This is a genomic window from Azospirillum oryzae (assembly GCF_008364795.1).
In the GTDB taxonomy this organism is placed as follows: domain Bacteria; phylum Pseudomonadota; class Alphaproteobacteria; order Azospirillales; family Azospirillaceae; genus Azospirillum; species Azospirillum oryzae.
Genome location: NZ_VTTM01000007.1, coordinates 80,298 through 99,434, shown reverse-complemented (window position 1 = coordinate 99,434; position 19,137 = coordinate 80,298). Strand labels below are relative to the sequence as shown.

General features: G+C 69.0%; 20 protein-coding genes. 5 read left to right on the top strand and 15 right to left on the bottom strand.

Annotated elements, in window-relative coordinates:
• Positions 1-73: 73 nt before the first annotated feature.
• Both FZ938_RS19335 and FZ938_RS19330 read right to left on the bottom strand, forming a co-directional pair.
• Positions 74-718 (bottom strand): trimeric intracellular cation channel family protein, encoded by a 645-nt coding sequence (locus FZ938_RS19335; RefSeq protein ID WP_149200093.1) that lies wholly within the window; start codon positions 716-718, stop codon positions 74-76.
• A 74-nt stretch (positions 719-792) separates the two neighbouring features.
• Positions 793-1,353 (bottom strand): hypothetical protein, encoded by a 561-nt coding sequence (locus tag FZ938_RS19330; protein WP_149200092.1) that lies wholly within the window; start codon positions 1,351-1,353, stop codon positions 793-795.
• Positions 1,354-1,515: 162 nt separating this feature from the next.
• Here FZ938_RS19330 and FZ938_RS19325 point away from each other — a divergent pair, with 162 nt between their 5' ends.
• Entirely contained in the window at positions 1,516-3,969 is a 2,454-nt protein-coding gene (locus FZ938_RS19325; RefSeq protein ID WP_281399767.1) for a heavy metal translocating P-type ATPase, read from the top strand.
• A complete protein-coding gene (gene cueR / locus FZ938_RS19320; protein ID WP_425529374.1) occupies positions 3,969-4,367 on the top strand; it encodes a Cu(I)-responsive transcriptional regulator in 399 nt (132 codons plus the stop codon). Before FZ938_RS19325 ends, cueR begins: the two co-directional genes overlap by 1 nt.
• A 188-nt stretch (positions 4,368-4,555) precedes the next feature.
• Here the strand turns inward: cueR and FZ938_RS19315 are convergent, their stop codons facing one another.
• On the bottom strand, positions 4,556-4,753 hold the full coding sequence (locus tag FZ938_RS19315; RefSeq protein ID WP_085083897.1) for a hypothetical protein: 198 nt from the start codon (positions 4,751-4,753) through the stop codon (positions 4,556-4,558).
• A 3-nt stretch (positions 4,754-4,756) separates the two neighbouring features.
• Positions 4,757-4,942 (bottom strand): hypothetical protein, encoded by a 186-nt coding sequence (locus FZ938_RS19310; protein ID WP_149200091.1) that lies wholly within the window; start codon positions 4,940-4,942, stop codon positions 4,757-4,759.
• 147 nt (positions 4,943-5,089) lie between these two features.
• On the opposite strand from FZ938_RS19310, the gene FZ938_RS19305 reads away from it, so the two are divergent.
• The gene (locus FZ938_RS19305; protein ID WP_211101119.1) at positions 5,090-6,520 is read left to right on the top strand and encodes an MFS transporter; all 1,431 of its coding nucleotides are present in this window, start codon (positions 5,090-5,092) and stop codon (positions 6,518-6,520) included.
• A gap of 5 nt (positions 6,521-6,525) precedes the next feature.
• Here the strand turns inward: FZ938_RS19305 and FZ938_RS19300 are convergent, their stop codons facing one another.
• The 4 genes from FZ938_RS19300 to metX form a co-directional block, all read right to left on the bottom strand.
• Positions 6,526-7,101 (bottom strand): PRC-barrel domain-containing protein, encoded by a 576-nt coding sequence (locus FZ938_RS19300; protein WP_149200090.1) that lies wholly within the window; start codon positions 7,099-7,101, stop codon positions 6,526-6,528.
• A 128-nt stretch (positions 7,102-7,229) separates the two neighbouring features.
• Entirely contained in the window at positions 7,230-7,484 is a 255-nt protein-coding gene (locus FZ938_RS19295; RefSeq protein WP_149200089.1) for a DUF3072 domain-containing protein, read from the bottom strand.
• Between the two features lie 76 nt (positions 7,485-7,560).
• The gene (gene metW, locus FZ938_RS19290) at positions 7,561-8,172 is read right to left on the bottom strand and encodes a methionine biosynthesis protein MetW (RefSeq protein WP_085083887.1); all 612 of its coding nucleotides are present in this window, start codon (positions 8,170-8,172) and stop codon (positions 7,561-7,563) included.
• A gap of 32 nt (positions 8,173-8,204) precedes the next feature.
• Complete coding sequence (gene metX / locus FZ938_RS19285; protein ID WP_149200088.1) at positions 8,205-9,434, bottom strand: homoserine O-acetyltransferase MetX; 1,230 nt, start codon at positions 9,432-9,434, stop codon at positions 8,205-8,207.
• A 194-nt stretch (positions 9,435-9,628) separates the two neighbouring features.
• Here metX and FZ938_RS19280 point away from each other — a divergent pair, with 194 nt between their 5' ends.
• A complete protein-coding gene (locus FZ938_RS19280; protein ID WP_149200087.1) occupies positions 9,629-10,522 on the top strand; it encodes a chorismate mutase in 894 nt (297 codons plus the stop codon).
• Between the two features lie 150 nt (positions 10,523-10,672).
• A complete protein-coding gene (gene hisC / locus FZ938_RS19275; RefSeq protein WP_149200086.1) occupies positions 10,673-11,764 on the top strand; it encodes a histidinol-phosphate transaminase in 1,092 nt (363 codons plus the stop codon).
• 158 nt (positions 11,765-11,922) lie between these two features.
• Here the strand turns inward: hisC and FZ938_RS19270 are convergent, their stop codons facing one another.
• The 7 genes from FZ938_RS19270 to FZ938_RS19240 form a co-directional block, all read right to left on the bottom strand.
• On the bottom strand, positions 11,923-13,203 hold the full coding sequence (locus tag FZ938_RS19270; protein WP_149200085.1) for an amidohydrolase family protein: 1,281 nt from the start codon (positions 13,201-13,203) through the stop codon (positions 11,923-11,925).
• A complete protein-coding gene (locus FZ938_RS19265; RefSeq protein ID WP_149200084.1) occupies positions 13,203-14,126 on the bottom strand; it encodes an ABC transporter permease in 924 nt (307 codons plus the stop codon). Before FZ938_RS19265 ends, FZ938_RS19270 begins: the two co-directional genes overlap by 1 nt.
• A 6-nt stretch (positions 14,127-14,132) precedes the next feature.
• Positions 14,133-15,182, bottom strand: a complete 1,050-nt coding sequence (locus FZ938_RS19260) for an ABC transporter permease (RefSeq protein WP_149200083.1) — start codon at positions 15,180-15,182, stop codon at positions 14,133-14,135.
• Positions 15,172-16,740, bottom strand: coding sequence for an ABC transporter ATP-binding protein (locus FZ938_RS19255; RefSeq protein ID WP_149200082.1), 1,569 nt, complete (start codon positions 16,738-16,740; stop codon positions 15,172-15,174). Before FZ938_RS19255 ends, FZ938_RS19260 begins: the two co-directional genes overlap by 11 nt.
• A gap of 17 nt (positions 16,741-16,757) precedes the next feature.
• Positions 16,758-17,783 carry a BMP family protein gene (locus FZ938_RS19250; protein ID WP_211101118.1) on the bottom strand — a complete coding sequence of 342 codons (1,026 nt, stop codon included), beginning with the start codon at positions 17,781-17,783 and terminating at the stop codon, positions 16,758-16,760.
• Between the two features lie 276 nt (positions 17,784-18,059).
• Positions 18,060-18,239: a DUF2256 domain-containing protein gene (locus FZ938_RS19245; RefSeq protein WP_149200081.1), complete on the bottom strand. Its 180-nt coding sequence runs from the start codon at positions 18,237-18,239 to the stop codon at positions 18,060-18,062.
• Complete coding sequence (locus tag FZ938_RS19240) at positions 18,236-19,120, bottom strand: IclR family transcriptional regulator (protein ID WP_174757518.1); 885 nt, start codon at positions 19,118-19,120, stop codon at positions 18,236-18,238. Before FZ938_RS19240 ends, FZ938_RS19245 begins: the two co-directional genes overlap by 4 nt.
• Between the last annotated feature and the right edge of the window lie 17 nt (positions 19,121-19,137).

Here is a 19,137-nt window from a genome sequence, read left to right as displayed (position 1 = left end):
TGACTCTCCCTCTCCCCCCCGGGGAGAGGGTCGGGGTGAGGGGGAGAGAGGGCGATCCAGGGGAAGAGCCCCCTCAGCTCCCTGGCGCCCGCGGCGCGCTCCAGCCCCGCATCACGCTGACGACGCGCAGCACGAACACCGCCAGCGCGCCGACCACCGCGACCGGCACCGGCGGCAGGTCCAGACGATTGCCGGCGATCACCACCGCCGCCCCCAGCAGGGAGGCCATGGCATAGATCTCCTCGCGCAGCACCCGCGGCACCTCGGCGACCAGCAGGTCGCGCATCGCCCCGCCGCCGCAGGCGGTCATCACGCCCAGCAGGGCGGCCGGCAATGGGCTCAGCCCATAGGACAGCGCCTTGCCGCAGCCGGCGACGGTGAACAGCGCCAGCCCGGCGGCGTCCAGCACCATCACCGGCTTGCCCAGCCGGTTGATCGGCTGGTGGAACAGGAAGGCGGTCACCCCGGCGGCGAGCGCCACCATCAAATAGCGGTCGTCATGCAGGCTGGCCGGCGGCAGCGCGCCGATCAGCAGGTCGCGCATCACGCCGCCCGCCAGCGCCGCGGCCAGCGACAACACCATCACCCCGAACAGGTCCAGCCGCTTGCGCACCGCCAGCGTCCCGCCGCTGAGCCCAAAGACGAACACGCCGATGAAATCCATCACCGTCAGCAGGTCGGAAAGGTCGGTCGGCATTGGAATGGGAAGCGGCGGCATGGTCGGGCTCTGGGGGAAATCGTCTGCCCAACGATTGAGCACAGCCGCCCCCGCCGCGCCAAGCGAAACCTCCGCTACACCGTGTCGGGCGCCGACAGCCGGATGCTCATCCGCCGGGCCTCCAGCATGAAGGCGCGGGTCATCTGCAACAGGTCGGTGCGCCAATAGAGCTGGGTCAGCGGCTCGTCAAGGAAGCCTTCCGGCAGCATGGCGTAGCAATAGGTCTCTACCACCCGCAGGTCATGGTCCCAGGGATCGACGCCGTCGCGCCAGCCGATGGTCCAGCCGGCATGGCCGGCGCCAATGGCCCAGCGTTCGAAATGCGGGGCGATGGTGTTGCTGTCGATGGGATCCTTCACCGGCACCTGATAGATGGCGACAAAGCGCCAGACATTCAGTTGAAGCCGCATCAGCAGAGAATCGCCGAAGGCGCCGATGCGATAGATGCAGTCGGGGGAGCCGGGGGCGTGGCTGAAGCCAACCTTCGCCCGCCGCAACTCGGCCAGCGGCGTGGCGGACGGGGCGTCGGCCAAAGGCGGGGTCTCATACTCCACGGCACGCAGATCCTCGACCACGTCATGGGTCAGCAGGTGGGAAACGCGGCTCTGCGCCTCGGCGATGGTCAGGCGGGTCAAGGGGGCGGTCCCTTTCTGCTGGTGGCTGAGGGTCAGGACACGAACGCCCCACCCGGTGTTTTGTTCATGAGTCTGCGGTTCTGCGTCGATAGGCCCCTTGACCTTCCAATGGCTGGAAGCTCCATATCACTCCATGCCGAGCGGAATCGAAGGAGAACCGGCATGACCACGACCCAGCACAACATCAGCCCGACGGCGACCCCCGCCGGCCCGATGGCCGAACTCGACCTTGGCGTGTCAGGTATGACCTGCGCCTCCTGCGTCCGCCGGGTGGAGAAGGCGCTGGGCCGGGTGCCGGGCGTCACCGCCGTCTCGGTCAATCTGGCGACGGAGCGGGCGCGGCTGACCTTCGCCGGCCCGCCGGACGTCAAGGCCGCGGCCGACGCGGTCGAGGCCGCCGGCTACCACGCCGAAAAGCGGGAGTTCGACCTGTCGGTCACCGGCATGACCTGCGCCTCCTGTTCCGGCCGGGTGGAGAAGGCGCTGAGCCGGCTGCCGGGCGTCGACCAGGCTTCGGTCAATCTGGCGACCGAGCGCGCCCATGTCGTCGCCTATGCCGGCAGCGTCGACATTGCCGATCTGGTCGCGGCGGTGGAGAAGGTCGGCTATGGCGCCGCCCCCGTCGGCCAGGGCGGCGAACAGGCGGAGGAGGAGGCGCGGGCCGGCCGTAGTCGGCGCGAGCTTCACCATGTGCTGATCGCCGCGGCACTGTCGCTGCCGCTGCTGGCCGGCATGGTCGGCGACCTGTTCGGGGCCGACTGGATGCTGCCGGCATGGACGCAACTGTTCCTCGCCAGCATCGTGCAGTTCTGGCTCGGCGCGCGCTTCTACCGCGCCGGATGGAACGCGGTCCGGGCAGGGGCCGGCAATATGGATTTGCTGGTCGCGCTCGGCACCTCGGCTGCCTGGGGGCTCAGCCTCTACCTGATGCTGACGGCCCATGACGGGCACGAGCCGCATCTCTATTTCGAGGCCTCCTCGGTCCTCATCACCTTCGTGCTGTTCGGCAAATGGCTGGAGGCGCGGGCAAAGGGCCAGACCGCGGCGGCGATCCGCGCGCTGATGGACCTTCGTCCCGCCACCGCCCGCCTGCGCCGCGACGGGGTGGAGACCGAAGTGCCGGTGGAGCGTGTCCATGTCGGCGACCATGTGGTGGTCCGCCCCGGCGAGCGGGTGCCGGTCGACGGCCGGGTGGTCGAGGGCTCCGGCGGCGTCGACGAATCGATGCTGACCGGCGAGAGCCTGCCGGTCGACAAGGAACCGGGCGCCCGCGTCACCGGCGGTTCGATCAACGGCGATGGCCTGCTGGTGGTGGAAACGACGGCGGTCGGCACTGAAACCATGCTGGCGCAGATCGTCCGCATGGTGGAGGGCGCCCAGGCGTCGAAGGCGCCGATCCAGCGGCTGGTCGACCGGGTCAGCGCGGTGTTCGTCCCGGCGGTGCTGGCGGTGGCGGCGCTGACGCTCGCCGGCTGGTGGATCGTCGGCGGCGATCTGGAGACGGCCATCGTCACCGCCGTTTCGGTTCTGGTCATCGCCTGCCCCTGTGCGCTCGGTCTGGCGACGCCGACCGCGATCATGGTCGGCACCGGCGTCGCCGCCCGCCATGGCATTCTCATCAAGGATGCCGAGGCGCTGGAGCGCGCCCATGCCCTGACCGCCGTCGCCTTCGACAAGACCGGCACGCTGACGGAGGGCAAGCCGCGCGTCACCGACCTGATCCCGGCCGAAGGCGTCGATGGCGAGACCCTGCTGCGCCTCGCCGCCGCGCTCCAGGCCGGCAGCGAGCATCCGCTGGCCCATGCGCTGCGCGACCGCGCCAAGGCGGCGGGCATGGCGCCGGAGGCAGTCACCGACTTCCGCGCACTGGCCGGCCGCGGCGTTTCCGGCTCGGTGGCGGGGCGCCGCCTGCAACTCGGCAACGCCCGTGCGGTGGAAGAGGCCGGCTTGCAGCTGGGGCCGCTGGCCGAACCGGCCGATGCGCTGGCGGCGACCGGCCGCACCCTGTCCTGGCTGATCGAAACCGGCGAGCCTCCGCGCCTGCTCGGCCTCGTCGCCTTCGGCGACACGGTGAAGGACAGCGCGGTCACCGCCGTCGCCTCGCTAAAGGCGCAGGGGGTGGAGCCGGTGATGGTGACCGGCGACGGCTGGGGCGCCGCCCGTTCCGTCGCCGCGGCGCTGGGCATCGAGCGGGTGTTCGCCGAGGTGCTGCCCGGCGACAAGGCCGCCGTCGTCGCGACGCTGAAGGGGGAGGGCAAGGTCGTCGGCATGGTCGGCGACGGCATCAACGACGCACCGGCGCTGGCCGCCGCCGATGTCGGCATCGCCATGGCGACCGGCACCGACGTGGCGATGCACAGCGCCGGCGTCACCCTGATGCGCGGCGATCCGCGTCTGGTCGCCGGGTCCATCGACGTGTCACGCCGGACCTATTCGAAGATCCGTCAGGGGCTGTTCTGGGCCTTCGCCTATAATGTGATCGGCATCCCGCTGGCGGCGTCGGGCAACCTCAGCCCGGTGCTGGCGGGGGCGGCGATGGCGCTGAGTTCGGTCAGCGTGGTGGTGAACGCCCTGACCCTGCGCGGCTGGGCTCCGCCGAAGAACGGAGACGCATGATGAAGGACGGCATGACCATCGGCGACGCCGCCAAGGCGTCGGGCGTCAACGCCAAGCTGATCCGCTATTACGAATCCATCGGTTTGATCCCGGAGGCCGGGCGGACGGCGTCGGGCTATCGCGTCTACAGCGACCGCGACGTGAATGTGCTGCGCTTCGTCAAGCGGGCACGGACGCTAGGCTTCGGGATCGAACGCATCCAGAAGCTGGTCGGGCTGTGGCAGGACCGCTCCCGCTGCAGTTCGGAGGTGAAGCGGATCGCGCTCCAACACATCGACGAGTTGGAGGCGAAGATCGCCGAGTTGCAGGCGATGCGCGACAGCCTGCACGAGCTTGCCGATGCCTGCCACGGCGACGAGCGGCCGGACTGCCCGATTTTGAAGGATTTGGCGTCGTGAAGTGAACTCTCACACCCAATGTCCCCTCTCTCCCCCGGGGAGAGGGCTAGGGTGAGGGGGACGCACGGCGAGGATATTCAAGTGTCGCGCAGTCCCGGTACGCAGTAAATCCACCCTGCGCATCCCCCTCACCCCGACCCTCTCCCCAGGGGGGAGAGGGGGAGATCCCGGTGATGAGAGGGCGTTATTTACCGTTTCGTCTTCGGGTCGTGCGTGTGGTGGATGTCGCGTTCGCCACCGCCGCCGGACGTGCCGGAGTGGCGGGTGTTGGTGGGTTCGCCCGGATGCGGGTGCTTTTCCGGTGCAGGCGCCGGCTTGTCGGCGTTCTGCTGGCTGCTGCCGGGCCCGCCGTGATGGCGGTCGGTCGCGTCACTATGCTTGCTCATGCCTCACCGATCCTGCTGATAGCCCTGGTGGGTGGTGTTCTGCCGGGTGTTGGCGGTCTGGCCCTGTTCCTTGGGGTTCGGAACGTCGCGCTTGCCGGCTTCAACCTCCGTCGACGCGCCGGTCGCCGGCTCGCCGGGACCCTTGTCGCTGCGGCCCTGGGGCGGGACGGGCGGAATGTGCTTGGTCATGATGGCGCTCCTTCCTGTTGGCTCGCGTTTCCTTCCAACAGGAGGGCGGGGGAGGGGTTCCGGTCGGATAGAGACCCACCCGCGCGCTCGGCTGTCGCAATGCTTTCATGCGAAATTGCTGCGACCGCACAGCGTGGATCGGACTCTATGCTGATCCCCATGCCAGATCTTCCCGTCCAGCCTCTCCCCGCCGCAGCATCCGCCGTTCGCCAGCCGCCCGTCGCGGTGTCGGACGGGTTGCCGACCCCGCAGCGCTATTGGGCGATGGCGGCGATGACCGTCGCGCTGATCATGGCAGTGCTGGACGGGGTGGTCGCCAACATCGCCCTGCCGACGATCCAGCGAGAATTCGCGGTCGATGCCGCCGGCGCGATCTGGGTGGTCAACGCCTATCAGCTGGCGGTCACCGTCTCGCCGTTCCCGCTGGCCTCGCTGGGCGACATCATCGGCTACCGCAAGGTCTACTGGTTCGGTCTGGCGGTCTTCACCGTGGCCTCGCTGGCCTGCGCGCTGTCGCCGAACCTGCCGGTTCTGACCGCCGCCCGCGTGTTGCAGGGCATCGGCGGCGCTGGGATCATGAGCGTCAATCTGGCGCTGGTCCGCCACATCTACCCCTCCACCCATCTGGGGCGCGGCGTCGGCTACAACGCGATGATCGTCGCGGTGTCCTCCGCTGCCGGCCCGAGCATCGCGGCGCTGATCCTGTCGGTGGCGTCCTGGCCCTGGCTGTTCGCGGTCAATGTGCCGCTGGGGCTGGCGGCGCTGGTGGTGGCGGCGCGGGCGATGCCGGTGTCCAACCCGGCCGGGCACCGCTTCGACTGGCTGAGCGCGGCGCTGAACGCCGCCACGCTCGGCCTGCTGATCGTCGGCTTCAAGGGGGTGGACGGCAGCCAGCCCGCCTGGCAGGTCGCGGTGGAACTGGCGGCGGCGCTGGTGCTCGGCACGATTCTGGTGCGGCGCGAGCTGGCGCAAGCCGCACCGCTGCTGCCGGTGGATCTGCTGCGCCGGCCGGTCTTCGCCCTGTCGGTGGTGACTTCTGTCTGCTCCTTTGCGGCGCAGAACATCGTCTTCGTCGCCATGCCCTTCTTCTTCGAGGACGTGCTGCACCGCTCGCTGGCCGAATCCGGGCTGCTGATGACGCCCTGGCCGCTGATGGTGGCGCTGGTCGCCCCGATCTCCGGCCGACTGGCCGACCGCTACGAGCCGACGCGGCTGGCGGCGGCCGGGCTGGCGCTGTTCGCCACCGGCCTTGCCCTGATGGCGCTGCTGCCGCCCGATCCGTCGACGCTGGATATGGTCTGGCGGATGGCGCTGGCCGGCTTCGGCTTCGGCCTGTTCCAGACCCCGAACAACAAGGTGCTGGTCAGCAGCGCGCCGAAGGAGCGCAGCGGCGGCGCCAGCGGCATCCAGGCGACCGGCCGGCTGCTGGGCCAGACGCTGGGCGCCGCCACGGTCGGTCTGGTCTTCACCGCCATCGGCAAGGCGGACGGCAGCGTCGTCGTGCTGTGGCTGGGCGCCGGGCTGTGCCTCGTCGCCTGCCTGACCGGCATCTTCCGCCGCCGCCCGGCCGCCGCCTGACCGGCTTATTCCTTGTCGGGCTGCTGGCTTTCGGGTCGGGTCAGCGTCGGCTCGTCGCCATAAGCGAAGGTCGGCGCCTTGGCGAAGTCCGCCTGCCCGATGTTCAGCACCGGACCGGTCGGACCGTTGCCCAGCATGTTGGCCGGCAGAGCCACCAGCTTCTCGCCCAGCCCCAGCACCTCGTTCGGTGCCACGACGATGCGGTCCACCCGGTCGCCGGTCTGGTCCATGGTGAAGTCGAGGATGCGGCCGGCGGGCTGGCCGTCATTGGTGCGCAATTCATTCCCCACCATCGCCCGCGCCTGATCGGGGTTGAGCGCTGCCGGCGGCAGGGCCGCCACCGGCGGCGACGCTTGCCCCGAACCCGCCGGCGGAGCGGGGTTCTGCACCTCATGGGAGGGAGCCTCGCCACCAACCCCCGTCGGAGAGGTGATCGCTCCGGTCGCCGGCTGATCGTCCGGCCGCGGCGCGGTCATCAGCGGCGGCGAGGCGTTGGCGCCCGGCGCCGGAGTGGTCTGGGCAATGGCGGTGCCGGTCAACAGCAGCGCCGCGGCCGGCAGGAGCAACAGGGGGCGGAGCATAAGGGCGACCCTTCCGTTCGGATTCGGTATCGCCCTGGTTAACAGCGGAACATGCCCTGGGGTTGCCGGTAAGGCCTCGCATAAGACTCCCTCTCCCGGGGCGGGAGAGGGCGCCCATCCCCAACCCGCTACTTTCCGCGCCCGGTCTTGTCCTGAAGCGCGTCGATCCGCTTGGATGCTTCCGCCTTGGACAACCCGTCTTCGAAGGACTCGCCGGCTTCCTCGCTCAGCGTCTTCAGGTAGGACGCCTGGGCGCCGGTCATCGGCTCGTCGCCGGTAGTCCAGTCGTCGGGGTTCTTGTCGCGGTTCGAGGTGTCGGCTCCGGTCTTCGGGTTCTCGTGCTCGGAATGGGTCCGGCGGTCCTCGGTGTGCTTGCTGGTCATGATCCGTGCCTCATCAGAAGGAACGTATCAAGAACAAGCGTGAAGGCGGGAAGTTCCCGCCCTCACCGGAAAACCGTCACCCGCCGTTGCCGCGCAGCAGGAAGACTCCCTGTTCGCCCAACAGGTTGGCGAGGCCGGAATGGGCGTGGCTGGTCACCCGGCCGGCGCGGTCGATGATGCGGGTCTGCTCGATGGTGATGCCCATCTCCTCCGTCAGGACGACGAAGTCGCGCAGCGTGCAGAAATGGATGTTGGGCGTTTCCCACCACTGGTAGCCCAGCTTTTCCGTCACCGGCATGCGGCCGGTCAGCATCAGCTGCAACCGCACCCGCCAATAGCCGAAATTGGGGACCGACACGATGGCGCGGCGGCCGATGCGGCACATCATCTGCAGCACGTCGCGCGGCTGCCGCATCGCCTGCAGGGTCTGGCCCAGGATGACGTAGTCGAAGGCACCGGCCGGATAGTCCTTCAGGTCGGTCTCGGCATCGCCCTGGATCACCGACAGGCCGTGCGCCACGCATTGCCGCACGCCGTCCATGCTGAGTTCGATGCCGCGCCCGTCGACGTTCTTGGCATGGGACAGATAGTCCAGCAGGGCGCCGTCGCCGCAGCCGACGTCCAGCACGCGGCTGTTCGGCTCCACCATCTCGGCGATCAGCTTCAGGTCGTCGCGAATGTCCACCATGGTCGGTCGTCCAGTCCCAATCCCAATGCCAATCAGCGCGCGCGGCGGCGGACGGACAGGCCGCGATGCTCGGCGCAGCCCTCCAGGAAGCCGTGGATGACCTGATGGAACTCCGGCTCGTCCAGCAGGAAGGCGTCGTGGCCCTTGTCGGTCTCGATCTCCACGAAGCTGACATTGGCGGCGACGGCGTTCAGCGCATGCACGATGGCCCGCGATTCCGAGGTCGGGAACAGCCAGTCGCTGGAGAAGCTGGCGAGGCAGAAGCGCACCGGCGTCGTCTTGCCCCCCGGCCGGAAGGCGTTGGCCAGCGTGCCCCCGGCATCGGCGGCGAGGTCGAAATAATCCATCGCCCGCGTGATGTAGAGGTAGGAGTTGGCGTCGAACCGTTCGACGAAGGCCGCCCCCTGGTAGCGCAGGTAGCTTTCCACCTGGAAATCGGCGTCGAAGCCGTAGGTGACCGCCTTGCGATCCTGCAGGTTGCGGCCGAACTTGCGGTGCAGCGCCGCTTCCGACAGGTAGGTGATGTGGGCGGCCATGCGGGCGACGGCCAGACCGGCCTCCGGCTTGGTGCCTTCCAGCAGATAATTGCCGCCGCGCCAGTTCGGGTCGGCCATGATCGCCTGCCGCCCGACCTCGTGGAAGGCGATGTTCTGCGCCGAATGACGGGCGGCGGTGGCGATGGGCACCGCGGCAAATACCGATTCGGGATAGGCCACGGCCCATTGCAGCACCTGCATGCCGCCCATGGAGCCGCCGACGACGCAGAACAGCTTCTCGATGCCCAAATGCTCGACCAGCAGCTTCTGCGCCCGCACCATGTCGCCGATGGTCACCACCGGGAAGGACAGGCCATAAGGCTGGCCGGTGGCGGGATCGATGTCCTTCGGCCCGGTGCTGCCCAGGCAACCGCCCAGCACGTTGGAGCAGATGACGAAATAGCGGTCGGTGTCCACCGGCTTGCCGGGACCGACCAGCATCTCCCACCAGCCGGGCTTGCCGGTGACGGGGTGCTTCTCCACCACGAAATGGTCGCCGGTCAGGGCGTGGCAGATCATGATGGCGTTGGATTTGTCGGCGTTCAGCGTGCCGTAGGTCTGGTAGGCGATCTGGAAGCCGCCGATCTCCACCCCGCTGTCCAGCCGCATCGGCCGGTCCACCGCCAAACGCACGCACTTGCCCGGCATGACTTGGTCATTGGGGGCCGGACCGTCGGGAGCCGGGGTGACCAGGGGAGGCTGCGGCGCGGAGGTGGGCGCGGACATGTCGCTTCGTGCCTTAAGAAGCGGTTCCAGCCTTTGGACGCCTTGCGGCGCCTCGGCGGAAACCGTCGATGAGCTGTGGCGGAACGGGAGGGTATAGCTACGAAGCCAAGCTTCGGAGTGTCAATGTTTTCTTTGATTTCGCGGCGCATGCGGACTACTACTAACCGGCTTTGCATTCGATGGTTTTCTGACCCATGGCCGCCCGGACCCCGCTCGACGATTTGCGCCGCGAGATCGACCAGATCGACGACGCGATCCATGACCTGCTGATGCGCCGCGCCGCCGTGGTGGAACGCATCGGGGCGGCGAAGGGCAATGGCGCCGCGGAAAACGGCACGCAGCCGATCATTCTGCGCCCGGCGCGGGAGGCGACGATCCTGCGCCGCCTGATGGCCCGCCATGCCGGCTCCTTCCCCGCCCAGGTCGTGGTGCGCATCTGGCGGGAGATGATCACCGCCTTCACCCGCATGCAGGGGCCCTTCGCCGTCGCCGTCTATGCGCCGGAGGACCGGCGCGGCTTCTGGGACGTCGCCCGCGACCATTTCGGCGGCTTCGTGCCGATGACCGCCGTCAACACCCCCGCCGCCGCGCTCCGCGCCGTGTCGGAGGGGACGGCGACCGTCGCCGTGGTGCCCTATCCGGCCGAAGACGATTCGGACCCCTGGTGGCGCTTCCTGGTGTCGGCCGACGCCGGCCGGCCGCAGGTGGTGGCGCGCTTGCCCTTCGGCGGGCGCGGCAATGCCCGCGGCGAGAACCGCGACGCGCTGGCGATCGCCGCCGTCCCGCACGAGCCGACCGGCGACGACCGCACGCTGCTGAGCATCGAGATCGGCGGCGACCTCAGCCGCGGCCGTCTGAAGGATTCGCTGGAGGCCTGTGGCCTGCCGCCGGTCAGCTTCTGCACCTGGCATCCGGCCGGCCACGCCACCGGGATGAGCGGCGGCGGCCCGTCGGTCCATCTGGTCGAGATCGCCGACTTCGTCGGACAGGCCGACCCCCGCCTTGCCAAGCTGCTGGAACGGTCGGGCGACATCCCGGTGCGGGTCAACGTCGTCGGCGGCTACGCCGTGCCGCTGCATCTGGGCTGATGCGCGCTTTTGGGGCGAGCCGCCGGGGCGGCTCCTGCCTTATCCTGCTCCCCCATTTTCCGGGATGGAACACCGACGCCGGAACTGTTCCATCCTGTTCCAACCCATCCCACCCAAACCCATCCCATTCAGTCGGAAGGTAAGCAGACCATGACCCAGCCGAACGGCCCGCAGCCGCGTCCGGGGATTCTCGACATCGCCGCCTATGTCGGCGGCGAGCATCAGGGTCATATCCGTCTCGCCTCCAACGAAGGAGCGCTGGGGCCGAGCCCGAAGGCGATGGAAGCCTATTCGGCGGCGGCCACCACCCTGCACCGCTATCCGGACGGCGGCTCGGCCGCCCTGCGCGGCGCCATCGCCAAGCGCTTCAACCTGGACGCCGACCGCATCGTCTGCGGCGCCGGATCGGACGAGATCATCAGCCTGCTGATCCGCTCCTACGCCGGGCCGGGCGACGAGGTGCTGTATTCGCAGTATGGCTTCCTGATGTACCCGATCGGCGCCAAGTCGGTCGGCGCCACCCCGGTGACCGCGCCGGAGGACGGGCTGACCGCCAGCGTCGACAACCTGCTGGCCCGCGTCACCCCGCGCACCCGTCTGGTCTTCCTCGCCAACCCGAACAACCCGACCGGCACCTACCTGCCGGCGTCGGAGGTGGCGCGGCTGCATGCCGGCCTGCCGCCGGACGTCATCCTGGTCATCGACGCGGCCTATGCCGAATACATGAACAAGGACGACTACACCGCCGGTGAGGAGTTGGTGGAGAAGTTCCCCAACGTGGTGATGACCCGCACCTTCTCGAAGATCTTCGCGCTGGGCTCGCTGCGCATCGGCTGGTGCTATGGCCCGGCCGCAATCGTCGACGTGCTGAACCGGGTGCGCGGCCCCTTCAACGTGTCGACCGCCGCCCATGTCGCCGGCATCGCCGCGGTGGAGGATGCCGAATTCCTCGACCGCTCCCGCCGCCACAACGAGCAGTGGCGCGAGTGGTTCTCCGCCACCGTGCGGGACCTGGGCCTGACGGTTCACCCCAGCGTGACCAATTTCGTGCTGGTCGATTTCAAGGGCCAGCCCGCCGGCAAGGACGACGCCGAGGCCGCCCGCCAGTTCCTGAAGGCCCGTGGCATCCTGGTCCGCCAGATGCCCTCCTACGGCCTGCCGAGCTGCCTGCGCGTGACCATCGGCACCGAGCAGGAAATGCGCGCGGTGGCCGACGCGCTGCGGGATTTTTTGAAGGCGTAAGGGCCTTGTAAATCCGGGAAAATCTCCCTCTCCCCCCCGGGGAGAGGGTCGGGGTGAGGGGGATCCACCCCGTGCCTATCCCGAGAAACCTTGCCGCGCTCCCCCCTCACCCTAACCCTCTCCCCGGGGGGGGGAGAGGGGACTCTGGCTTGCGTGTCTCACCCCCGGTTCAGCAGGAAATCGACCGTTTCCGGCCGGCCCGGCAGGTTCAGCTTCGCCTGCACCGGCTCGCAGCGGCTGACGATCCGGCCGCGGCGCAGGACGAACAGGCGGGCGGCGCGGGTGCGGATCGCCTCCACCGGGTTTCCTGCCTGGAGCACCACCAGATCGGCGTTGCAGCCCGGCTCCAGCCCATAGCCGTCCAGATGCAGCAGGCGGGCCGGGTTGACCGTCACCGCGTCGAAGGCGGCCTTGATGCCGTCCTGGCCGGTCATCTGGCCGACATGCAGGCCCATATGCGCCACCTCCAGCATGTCGCCGGAGCCCAGCGGATACCAGGGGTCCATCACGCAATCGTGGCCGAAGGCGACCGTCAGGCCGGCGGCCATCAGCTCCGGCACGCGGGTCATGCCGCGGCGCTTGGGATAGGTGTCGTGACGGCCCTGGAGGACGATGTTGATCAGCGGGTTGGCGATCACCCCCAGCCGCGCCTCCGCCATCAGCGGAATCAGCTTGGAGACATAGTAGTTGTCCATGGAATGCATGGAGGTCAGGTGCGACCCCGTCACCCGGCCCTGCAGCCCCAGCCGTTGCGTCTCGTAGGCCAAGGTCTCGACATGGCGGGACAGCGGGTCGTCGGTTTCGTCGCAATGCATGTCGACCAGCAGCCCGCGCTCCGCCGCGATCTCGCAGAGCAGGCGGACCGAGGCGGCGCCGTCGGCCATGGTGCGCTCGAAATGCGGGATGCCGCCGACCACGTCGACGCCCATGTCCAGCGCCCGGACCAGCAGCTCCTCCGTGCCGGCTGAGCGCAGAACGCCGTCCTGGGGGAAGGCGACCAGTTGCAGGTCGAGGTAGGGGGCGACGCGCTTCTTCACGTCCAGCAGGGCTTCCACCGCCAGCAGCCGCGGATCGCAGACGTCGACATGGCTGCGCACCGCCAACAGGCCGCGCCCGACCGCCCAGTCGCAGTAAGCGAGCGCCCGCTCGACGATGGCGTCCTGCACCAGCTGCGGCTTCAGCTCGCCCCACAATGCGATGCCTTCCAGCAGGGTGCCGCTCTGGTTCACGCGCGGCAGGCCGTAGCTGAGCGTGCTGTCCATGTGGAAATGGGAATCGACGAAGGGCGGGGTGACCAGCCGGCCGGTGGCATCGATCTCCGCCGCCGCCTCGCCCGCCAGATTGGCTTCGACGGCTGCGATGCGGCCACCCCGGATGCCGATGTCGATGCCGCTGCGGCCATCCGGCAGGGTGGCGCGGCGCAGGATCAGGTCGAACATCAGCGTTCTCCTTTGCGATACGGAATCATCAGGGCGCGCGGGTAGGAGGCCCGGCGGGCCACCAGCACCAGCGCCAGGATGCTCAACAGATAAGGCATCATCAGGAACAGCTGGTAAGGCAGGACGCCGCCGCTCGCCTGCTGAAGCCGCAGCTGCAGCGCGTCGAACACAGCGAACAGCAAGGCGCCCAGCATAGCCTTGCCCGGCCGCCAGGAGGCGAAGACCACCAGCGCGATGCAGATCCAGCCGCGCCCATTCACCATGTTGAAGAAGAAGGCGTTGAAGGCCGACAGCGTCAGGAAGGCGCCGGCCAGCGCCATCAGCGCGCTGCCCGCCATCACCGCGCCGATGCGGATGGCGGTGACGTTCAGCCCCTGTGCCTCCGCCGCGGCCGGATTCTCGCCGACCATCCGCACCGCCAGCCCGACCGGCGTGCGGTACAGCACATAGGCGACCACCGCGACCAGCAGGAAGGCGAGGTAGGTCAACGGCGTCTGGGCCAGGGCTCCCGGCAGGGCCAGCGGCTGGAACGGCTCGATGGTCGGCGGGGTGCTGGCCTGCGGCAGGACGAGGCGGTAGACGAAATAGGACAGGCTGGTGCCCAGCAGGGTGACGCCGATGCCCGTCACATGCTGCGACAGGCCGAGCGGCACGGTCAGCGCCGCGTGCAGCAGGCCGAGCAGCGCGCCGCAGGATGCGGCCACCAGCACGCCGGTCCACAGGTCGGCCCCCTGGTAGACCGCCATCCAGCCGGCCATGGCGCCCAGCGTCATAATGCCTTCGATGCCGAGATTCAGCACGCCGGCACGCTCGCACAGCAGCTCGCCCAGGGTGCCCAGCACATAGGGGGTGGCGATGCGCAGCACCGCTGTCCAGAAGGCGGCCGACAGCAGGATGTCGAGGATGATCGACAGGAAATCCATGACCCCTTACCCCCGCCGCAGCCGGTAGCGCGCCAGCAGTCCGGCGACCAGCATGCACAAGAGGCTGGCGGCGACCAGGACATCGGCGATGTAGTTGGGAACCGGCATGGCGCGGCTCATGGCGTCGGCGCCGACGAAGATGCCGGCGATGAACAGCGCCGCACCCACCACGCCGATGGGGTGCAACTGCGCCAGCATGGCGACGACGATGCCGCTGTAGCCGAAGCCCGGCGACAGGTCGAGCGTCAGGTAGCCCTTCAGCCCACAGACCTCCGCCGCCCCGGCCAGACCGGCCAACCCGCCCGACAGCAGGGCGGTGCGCAGCATCACCCGCGTCACCGGCATGCCGGCGAAGGCGGCGGCGCGCGGGTTGGCGCCGACCGCGCGGTTCTCGTAGCCCCAGATGGTCCGGGTATCGACCAGCCACAGCAGCACCGACAGGCCGAGCGCGATGGCGAGCCCGGCATGCAGGCGGGTGCGCTCCACCAGCTTGGGCAGTTCCGCCGCTTCGGCGACCGGCGCCGACTGCGGCCAGCCCATGCCCATCGGGTCCTTCAAGGCCCCTTCCAGCAGCATCGACACCAGCAGCAGGACGACGAAGTTCAGCAGCAGGGTCGTCACCACCTCGTCGACGCCGAAGCGGACCTTCAGCACGGCGGGACCGAGCAGCGTGACGCCGCCCGCCGCCATGCCGGCGATCATCACCACCGGGATCAGCGCCCAGGCCGGCAGGTCGAGCATGCCGCCGCCGACCACCACGGCGGCGAGAGCGCCCATGTAGAGCTGTCCCTCCGCGCCGATGTTCCACAGCTTGGCGCGGAAGGCGACGGCGGCGGCGAGGCCGGTCAGGATCAGCGGGGTGGCGCGGGTCAGCGTCTCCGTCAGGGCGAAGCGGGAGCCCACGGCGCCTTCGAACAGCAGGCCGTAGGCGCGCAGAACCGGCGCGCCGGTCCAGGCGACCAGCAGGGCGCAGAGCGCCAGCGCCGCGACCACGGCGCCCACCGGCGCCAGCAGCCGCAGGGCGAGCGGGGTATCGGTGCGCGGTTCAAGCCGCATCAACAGTCTCCGGCAGGATGTCGCGCAGGATGTCCCAATGCCCGGCCATCAGCAGGCCAAGCTGGCTGACCGACACCCGGTCATGCGGCAGAAGCGGGGTGAGGCGCCCGTGATAGGCGACGGTGACGCAATCGGCCAGTGCCAGGATCTCGTCCAGATCCTCGGAGATCAGCAGCACGCCGGCCCCGGCGGCGCGGGCGTCGAGCAGCCGGCTGTGCACATAGGACACCGCGCCGATGTCGAGCCCGCGCGTCGGCTGGCTCGCCAGGATCAGGTCCGGCCCATGGGCCAGCGTGCGGCCCAGGATCAGCTTCTGCATGTTGCCGCCCGACAGCAGCTGTGTCCGGGTGTCGGGACCGGGGCAGCGGACGTCGAACTCCTTGATCACCTCGCGGGCGTAGGCCCGTGCCGCACCCCGCCGCAGCACGCCGAAACGGGAGAAGGTGGCATCGTGGTAGCGCTCGGCGATCAGGTTCTCCCACACCGCCATGGCGCCGACGAGACCGGCGCTGTGCCGGTCCTCCGGGATGCGGGCGACGCCGCGCCGAACCATGTCGGCGGGGTCGCCATGCTCGACCACGCTGCCCTTCAGCGACAGCCTGCCGGAGTCGGGACGGATCAGGCCGCTGACCAGTTCGGCCAGCGCCGTCTGGCCGTTGCCGGACACGCCGGCGATGCCGACCACCTGATGGCGCCGCACCGTCAGATCGACGCCGTCCAGCAGCGGACGGCCATGGTCCGATGCGACGGTGACACCCGCCAGTTCCAGCACCGGCTCGCCAGGGCTGAGCGGGGTGGGGGCCGGCGGCTTGACGCTGCGGCCTACCATCAGTTCGGCCAGCTTGGCGCGGTCGGTGGAGGCGGTGGCGTGGGTGGCGACCAGCTTGCCGGCGCGCAGAACGGCGACGGTATCGCTGGCGGCGAAGACCTCGTTCATCTTGTGGCTGATGAAGACGACGGCGAGCCCGTCGGCGGTCAGCCGCCGCAGCGTTTCGAACAGCCCGGCCGATTCCTGCGGCGTCAGCACCGCGGTCGGCTCGTCCAGGATCAGGATGCGGGCGTCGCGGTAGAGCGCCTTCAGGATCTCCACCCGCTGGCGCTCGCCGACCGACAGGTCGCCGACCAGCGCGTCCGGCCGCACCTCCAGCCCGAATCGTTGGGAGAGGTCGAGCAGCCGGCGTCGGGTGGCTCCCCGGTCGGAGCGCAAGCGCCACAGCGATTCAGTGCCGACGGCGATGTTGTCCAGCACCGACAGATTGTCCGCCAACGTGAAGTGCTGGTGGACCATGCCGATGCCGGCCTTCAGCGCGGCGCGGGGCGAGCCCGGCGGCAGGGGGCGGCCGAACGCCTCGATGCTACCCTCGTCGGCGACGTAATGGCCGAAGAGGATGTTCATCAGGGTGGTCTTGCCGGCGCCGTTCTCGCCAAGCAGGGCCAGCACCTCGCCGGCGCGCAGCGTCAGCGAGATGCCGTCGTTGGCCAGCAGCGGACCGAACCGCTTGGAGATGCCGGCGAGCCGGAGGACGACCTCCGGCCCGCCTTTCACGGGTGATGACATTGCAAATACGCCGGGCGTCACATCGTCGACTTCGGCTCGGCGTCGTTGACCTTCACGGTGAACTTGCCGTCACGGATCTGCTGCTCGCGCTCCGTCACCTTCGCCTTGACGGCGTCGGGAACCTTCGACTCGAAGGTGCCGAGCGGCGCAAGGCTGGAGCCCTTGTGCGCCATCATGCTGTAGGGGCCGTAATCCTCGGCCTTGTAGCTGCCGGCCTTCACCGCGGCGATGGCGCGCTCCACCGACGGCTCCATGTGCCACAGGGCGCTGGCGACGACGGTGTCCGGATATTGCGGCTGGGTGTCGATGACGTTGCCGATGGCGAGCACCTTGCGCTCCTTGGCAGCATCGGACACGCCGAAGCGTTCGGCGTACATCACGTCGGCGCCGCGGTCGATCATGGCGAAGGCGGCTTCCTTGGCCTTCGGCGGATCGAACCAGGAGCCGATGAAGCTGACGGAGAACTTGACCTGCGGGTTGACCTCCTTGGCGCCTTCCATGAAGGCGTTCATCAGGCGGTTGACCTCGGGGATCGGATAGCCGCCGACCATGCCGATCACGTTCGACTTGGTCATGCCGCCGGCGACCATGCCGGACAGGTAGGCGGGTTCCTGGATGTAGTTGTCGAAGACCGAGAAGTTCGGCTCCTGCGGCTTGAAGCTGGAGCCCATGACGAAGGCGGTCTTCGGATAGTCCTTGGCGACGGCGCGGGCGGCGCGCTCCACCCCGAACACCTCGCCGAAGACCAGCTGCTGGCCGGCCTCGGCATACTGGCGCATCACGCGCTCATAGTCGGTGTTGGCGACCGACTCGGCCCAGACATACTCGATGTCGCCGCGGTCGGCGGCGGCCTTCAGCGCGACATGGATGCGGCTGACCCACTGTTGCTCGATCGGCACGGTGTAGATGCCGGCGACCTTCAGCTTGCTCTGCGCCAATACCGGCAAGGAGCCGCCGGCAGCCGCCGCGAAGGCCACCGCGGCGGCGCCGCACAGCACCGCACGGCGCGTCATTCCCCAGGCCGTCTTCCCCGAAACCGTCATCGCCCGATCCCCCATCCCCCGAACCGACATCGTTTGAGTCCCCTTCGTCGCTGAGTATCGTTGGCTGCATATCGCTGGCAGCAGGGCGGCTGACCCGCAAAGAGCATGATTACTCGGGAATGCTTCCGCGATCCATGAACCCCTGCGGGCCGCGCATGCAAGTGCAACGGGAATGCCATCCGCCGGAACCGCCGCCCGCCTTGCGGATGCGGTAATCCGGCAGGCCAGAATGCTGGCATGTGATTGAAAAAAGGGCAACTCTTGTTGGCGGTTCGGTCAGGATCGCGGCATCGCGTCCTTCGGACCTTCACCGCGCTTGCGGGCGTCGCCGCGGCAGCGCTCGGAGCAGTATTTCACCTCGTCCCACACCCGCTCCCATTTCTTGCGCCAAGTGAAAGGGCGTTCACAGACCGGGCAGGTCTTGGTCGGCAGGTCGGCCTTCCTGACGCCCTTCATGCCGGGCCGCCGCCCAGAATTGCGGCGGGACGGCGGAGGACGGGATCGAAGGGGTTCAACTGTCGGCTGATGGCGGCGGATTCGCGTTTCAGGATGTCGACCACCACCGGCAAACGCTCTTCGTTCAGCCGCTCGCTGATCGTGCCGACGCTGAGCGCGGCCACCGCGTGGCCGTCGCGGTCAAGCACAGGAACCGCCACGCCCGACATGCCCGGCAGCAGGCCGGTGGAACGGCTGGCATAGCCGAGATCGCGCACCCGTGCGATCTCCGTGCGCAGATACACCTCGTCGATGATGCCCACGCCCTGCATGCGCGGCAGGTTGAAGCGGATCACCTCCTCCCGCTCCTCCTCATGCAGGAAGGCCATGATGGCAAGGCTGCCCTGGCCGACCCCCAGCGTCACCCGGCCGCCGATGTCGCCGGTGAAGGAGCGGATGGGGAAGGGCCCCTCGCTGCGGTCCAGGCACACGGCGTCGAAGCCGCTGCGCACCAGCAGGAAAATGGTGTCGCGCAGGGTCGCCGACAGCCGGAGCAGGATCGGCCGGCAGATGTCGCGCAGGTTGTTCGGGTTGCCGGCCTGGGCCGCCAGACCGAACAGGTCGATGCCCAGCCGGTAGCGCTTGGTCGCCTTGTCGGCCTCCGCCATCCCCTCCTCCACCAGGATCTTCAGCAGGCGGTGGACGGTCGGCGGGGTAAGGTCGAGGGCGCGCGAGATGTCGGTCAGCCGCGCCCCCGTTTCGTTGGAGGAGGCCAGCAGGCGCAGGATCGCCAACCCGCGCTGCAGGCTGGATTTGCCGCCCGCTTCTTCCAATGAGCCGGGGGCGCCGGCATTTTCGCCACCGGAACCCTTGTTGGGCTTGCTGCGGGTGTCGGCGCTCATTTCCAGCCTCTTCCTGA

Coding starts and splice junctions, on each gene's coding strand:
- metW (WP_085083887.1), bottom strand. CDS start 8,172: ATGGTGGACATTCGCGACGACCTGAAGCTGATCGCCGAGATGGTGGAG.
- FZ938_RS19255 (WP_149200082.1), bottom strand. CDS start 16,740: ATGTCATCACCCGTGAAAGGCGGGCCGGAGGTCGTCCTCCGGCTCGCC.
- FZ938_RS19325 (WP_281399767.1), top strand. CDS start 1,516: ATGACCACGACCCAGCACAACATCAGCCCGACGGCGACCCCCGCCGGC.
- FZ938_RS19260 (WP_149200083.1), bottom strand. CDS start 15,182: ATGCGGCTTGAACCGCGCACCGATACCCCGCTCGCCCTGCGGCTGCTG.
- FZ938_RS19315 (WP_085083897.1), bottom strand. CDS start 4,753: ATGAGCAAGCATAGTGACGCGACCGACCGCCATCACGGCGGGCCCGGC.
- FZ938_RS19310 (WP_149200091.1), bottom strand. CDS start 4,942: ATGACCAAGCACATTCCGCCCGTCCCGCCCCAGGGCCGCAGCGACAAG.
- FZ938_RS19335 (WP_149200093.1), bottom strand. CDS start 718: ATGCCGCCGCTTCCCATTCCAATGCCGACCGACCTTTCCGACCTGCTG.
- FZ938_RS19280 (WP_149200087.1), top strand. CDS start 9,629: ATGGCCGCCCGGACCCCGCTCGACGATTTGCGCCGCGAGATCGACCAG.
- FZ938_RS19300 (WP_149200090.1), bottom strand. CDS start 7,101: ATGCTCCGCCCCCTGTTGCTCCTGCCGGCCGCGGCGCTGCTGTTGACC.
- cueR (WP_425529374.1), top strand. CDS start 3,969: ATGAAGGACGGCATGACCATCGGCGACGCCGCCAAGGCGTCGGGCGTC.
- FZ938_RS19270 (WP_149200085.1), bottom strand. CDS start 13,203: ATGTTCGACCTGATCCTGCGCCGCGCCACCCTGCCGGATGGCCGCAGC.
- FZ938_RS19245 (WP_149200081.1), bottom strand. CDS start 18,239: ATGAAGGGCGTCAGGAAGGCCGACCTGCCGACCAAGACCTGCCCGGTC.
- hisC (WP_149200086.1), top strand. CDS start 10,673: ATGACCCAGCCGAACGGCCCGCAGCCGCGTCCGGGGATTCTCGACATC.
- FZ938_RS19305 (WP_211101119.1), top strand. CDS start 5,090: ATGCTGATCCCCATGCCAGATCTTCCCGTCCAGCCTCTCCCCGCCGCA.
- metX (WP_149200088.1), bottom strand. CDS start 9,434: ATGTCCGCGCCCACCTCCGCGCCGCAGCCTCCCCTGGTCACCCCGGCT.
- FZ938_RS19250 (WP_211101118.1), bottom strand. CDS start 17,783: ATGACGGTTTCGGGGAAGACGGCCTGGGGAATGACGCGCCGTGCGGTG.
- FZ938_RS19295 (WP_149200089.1), bottom strand. CDS start 7,484: ATGACCAGCAAGCACACCGAGGACCGCCGGACCCATTCCGAGCACGAG.
- FZ938_RS19265 (WP_149200084.1), bottom strand. CDS start 14,126: ATGGATTTCCTGTCGATCATCCTCGACATCCTGCTGTCGGCCGCCTTC.
- FZ938_RS19240 (WP_174757518.1), bottom strand. CDS start 19,120: ATGAGCGCCGACACCCGCAGCAAGCCCAACAAGGGTTCCGGTGGCGAA.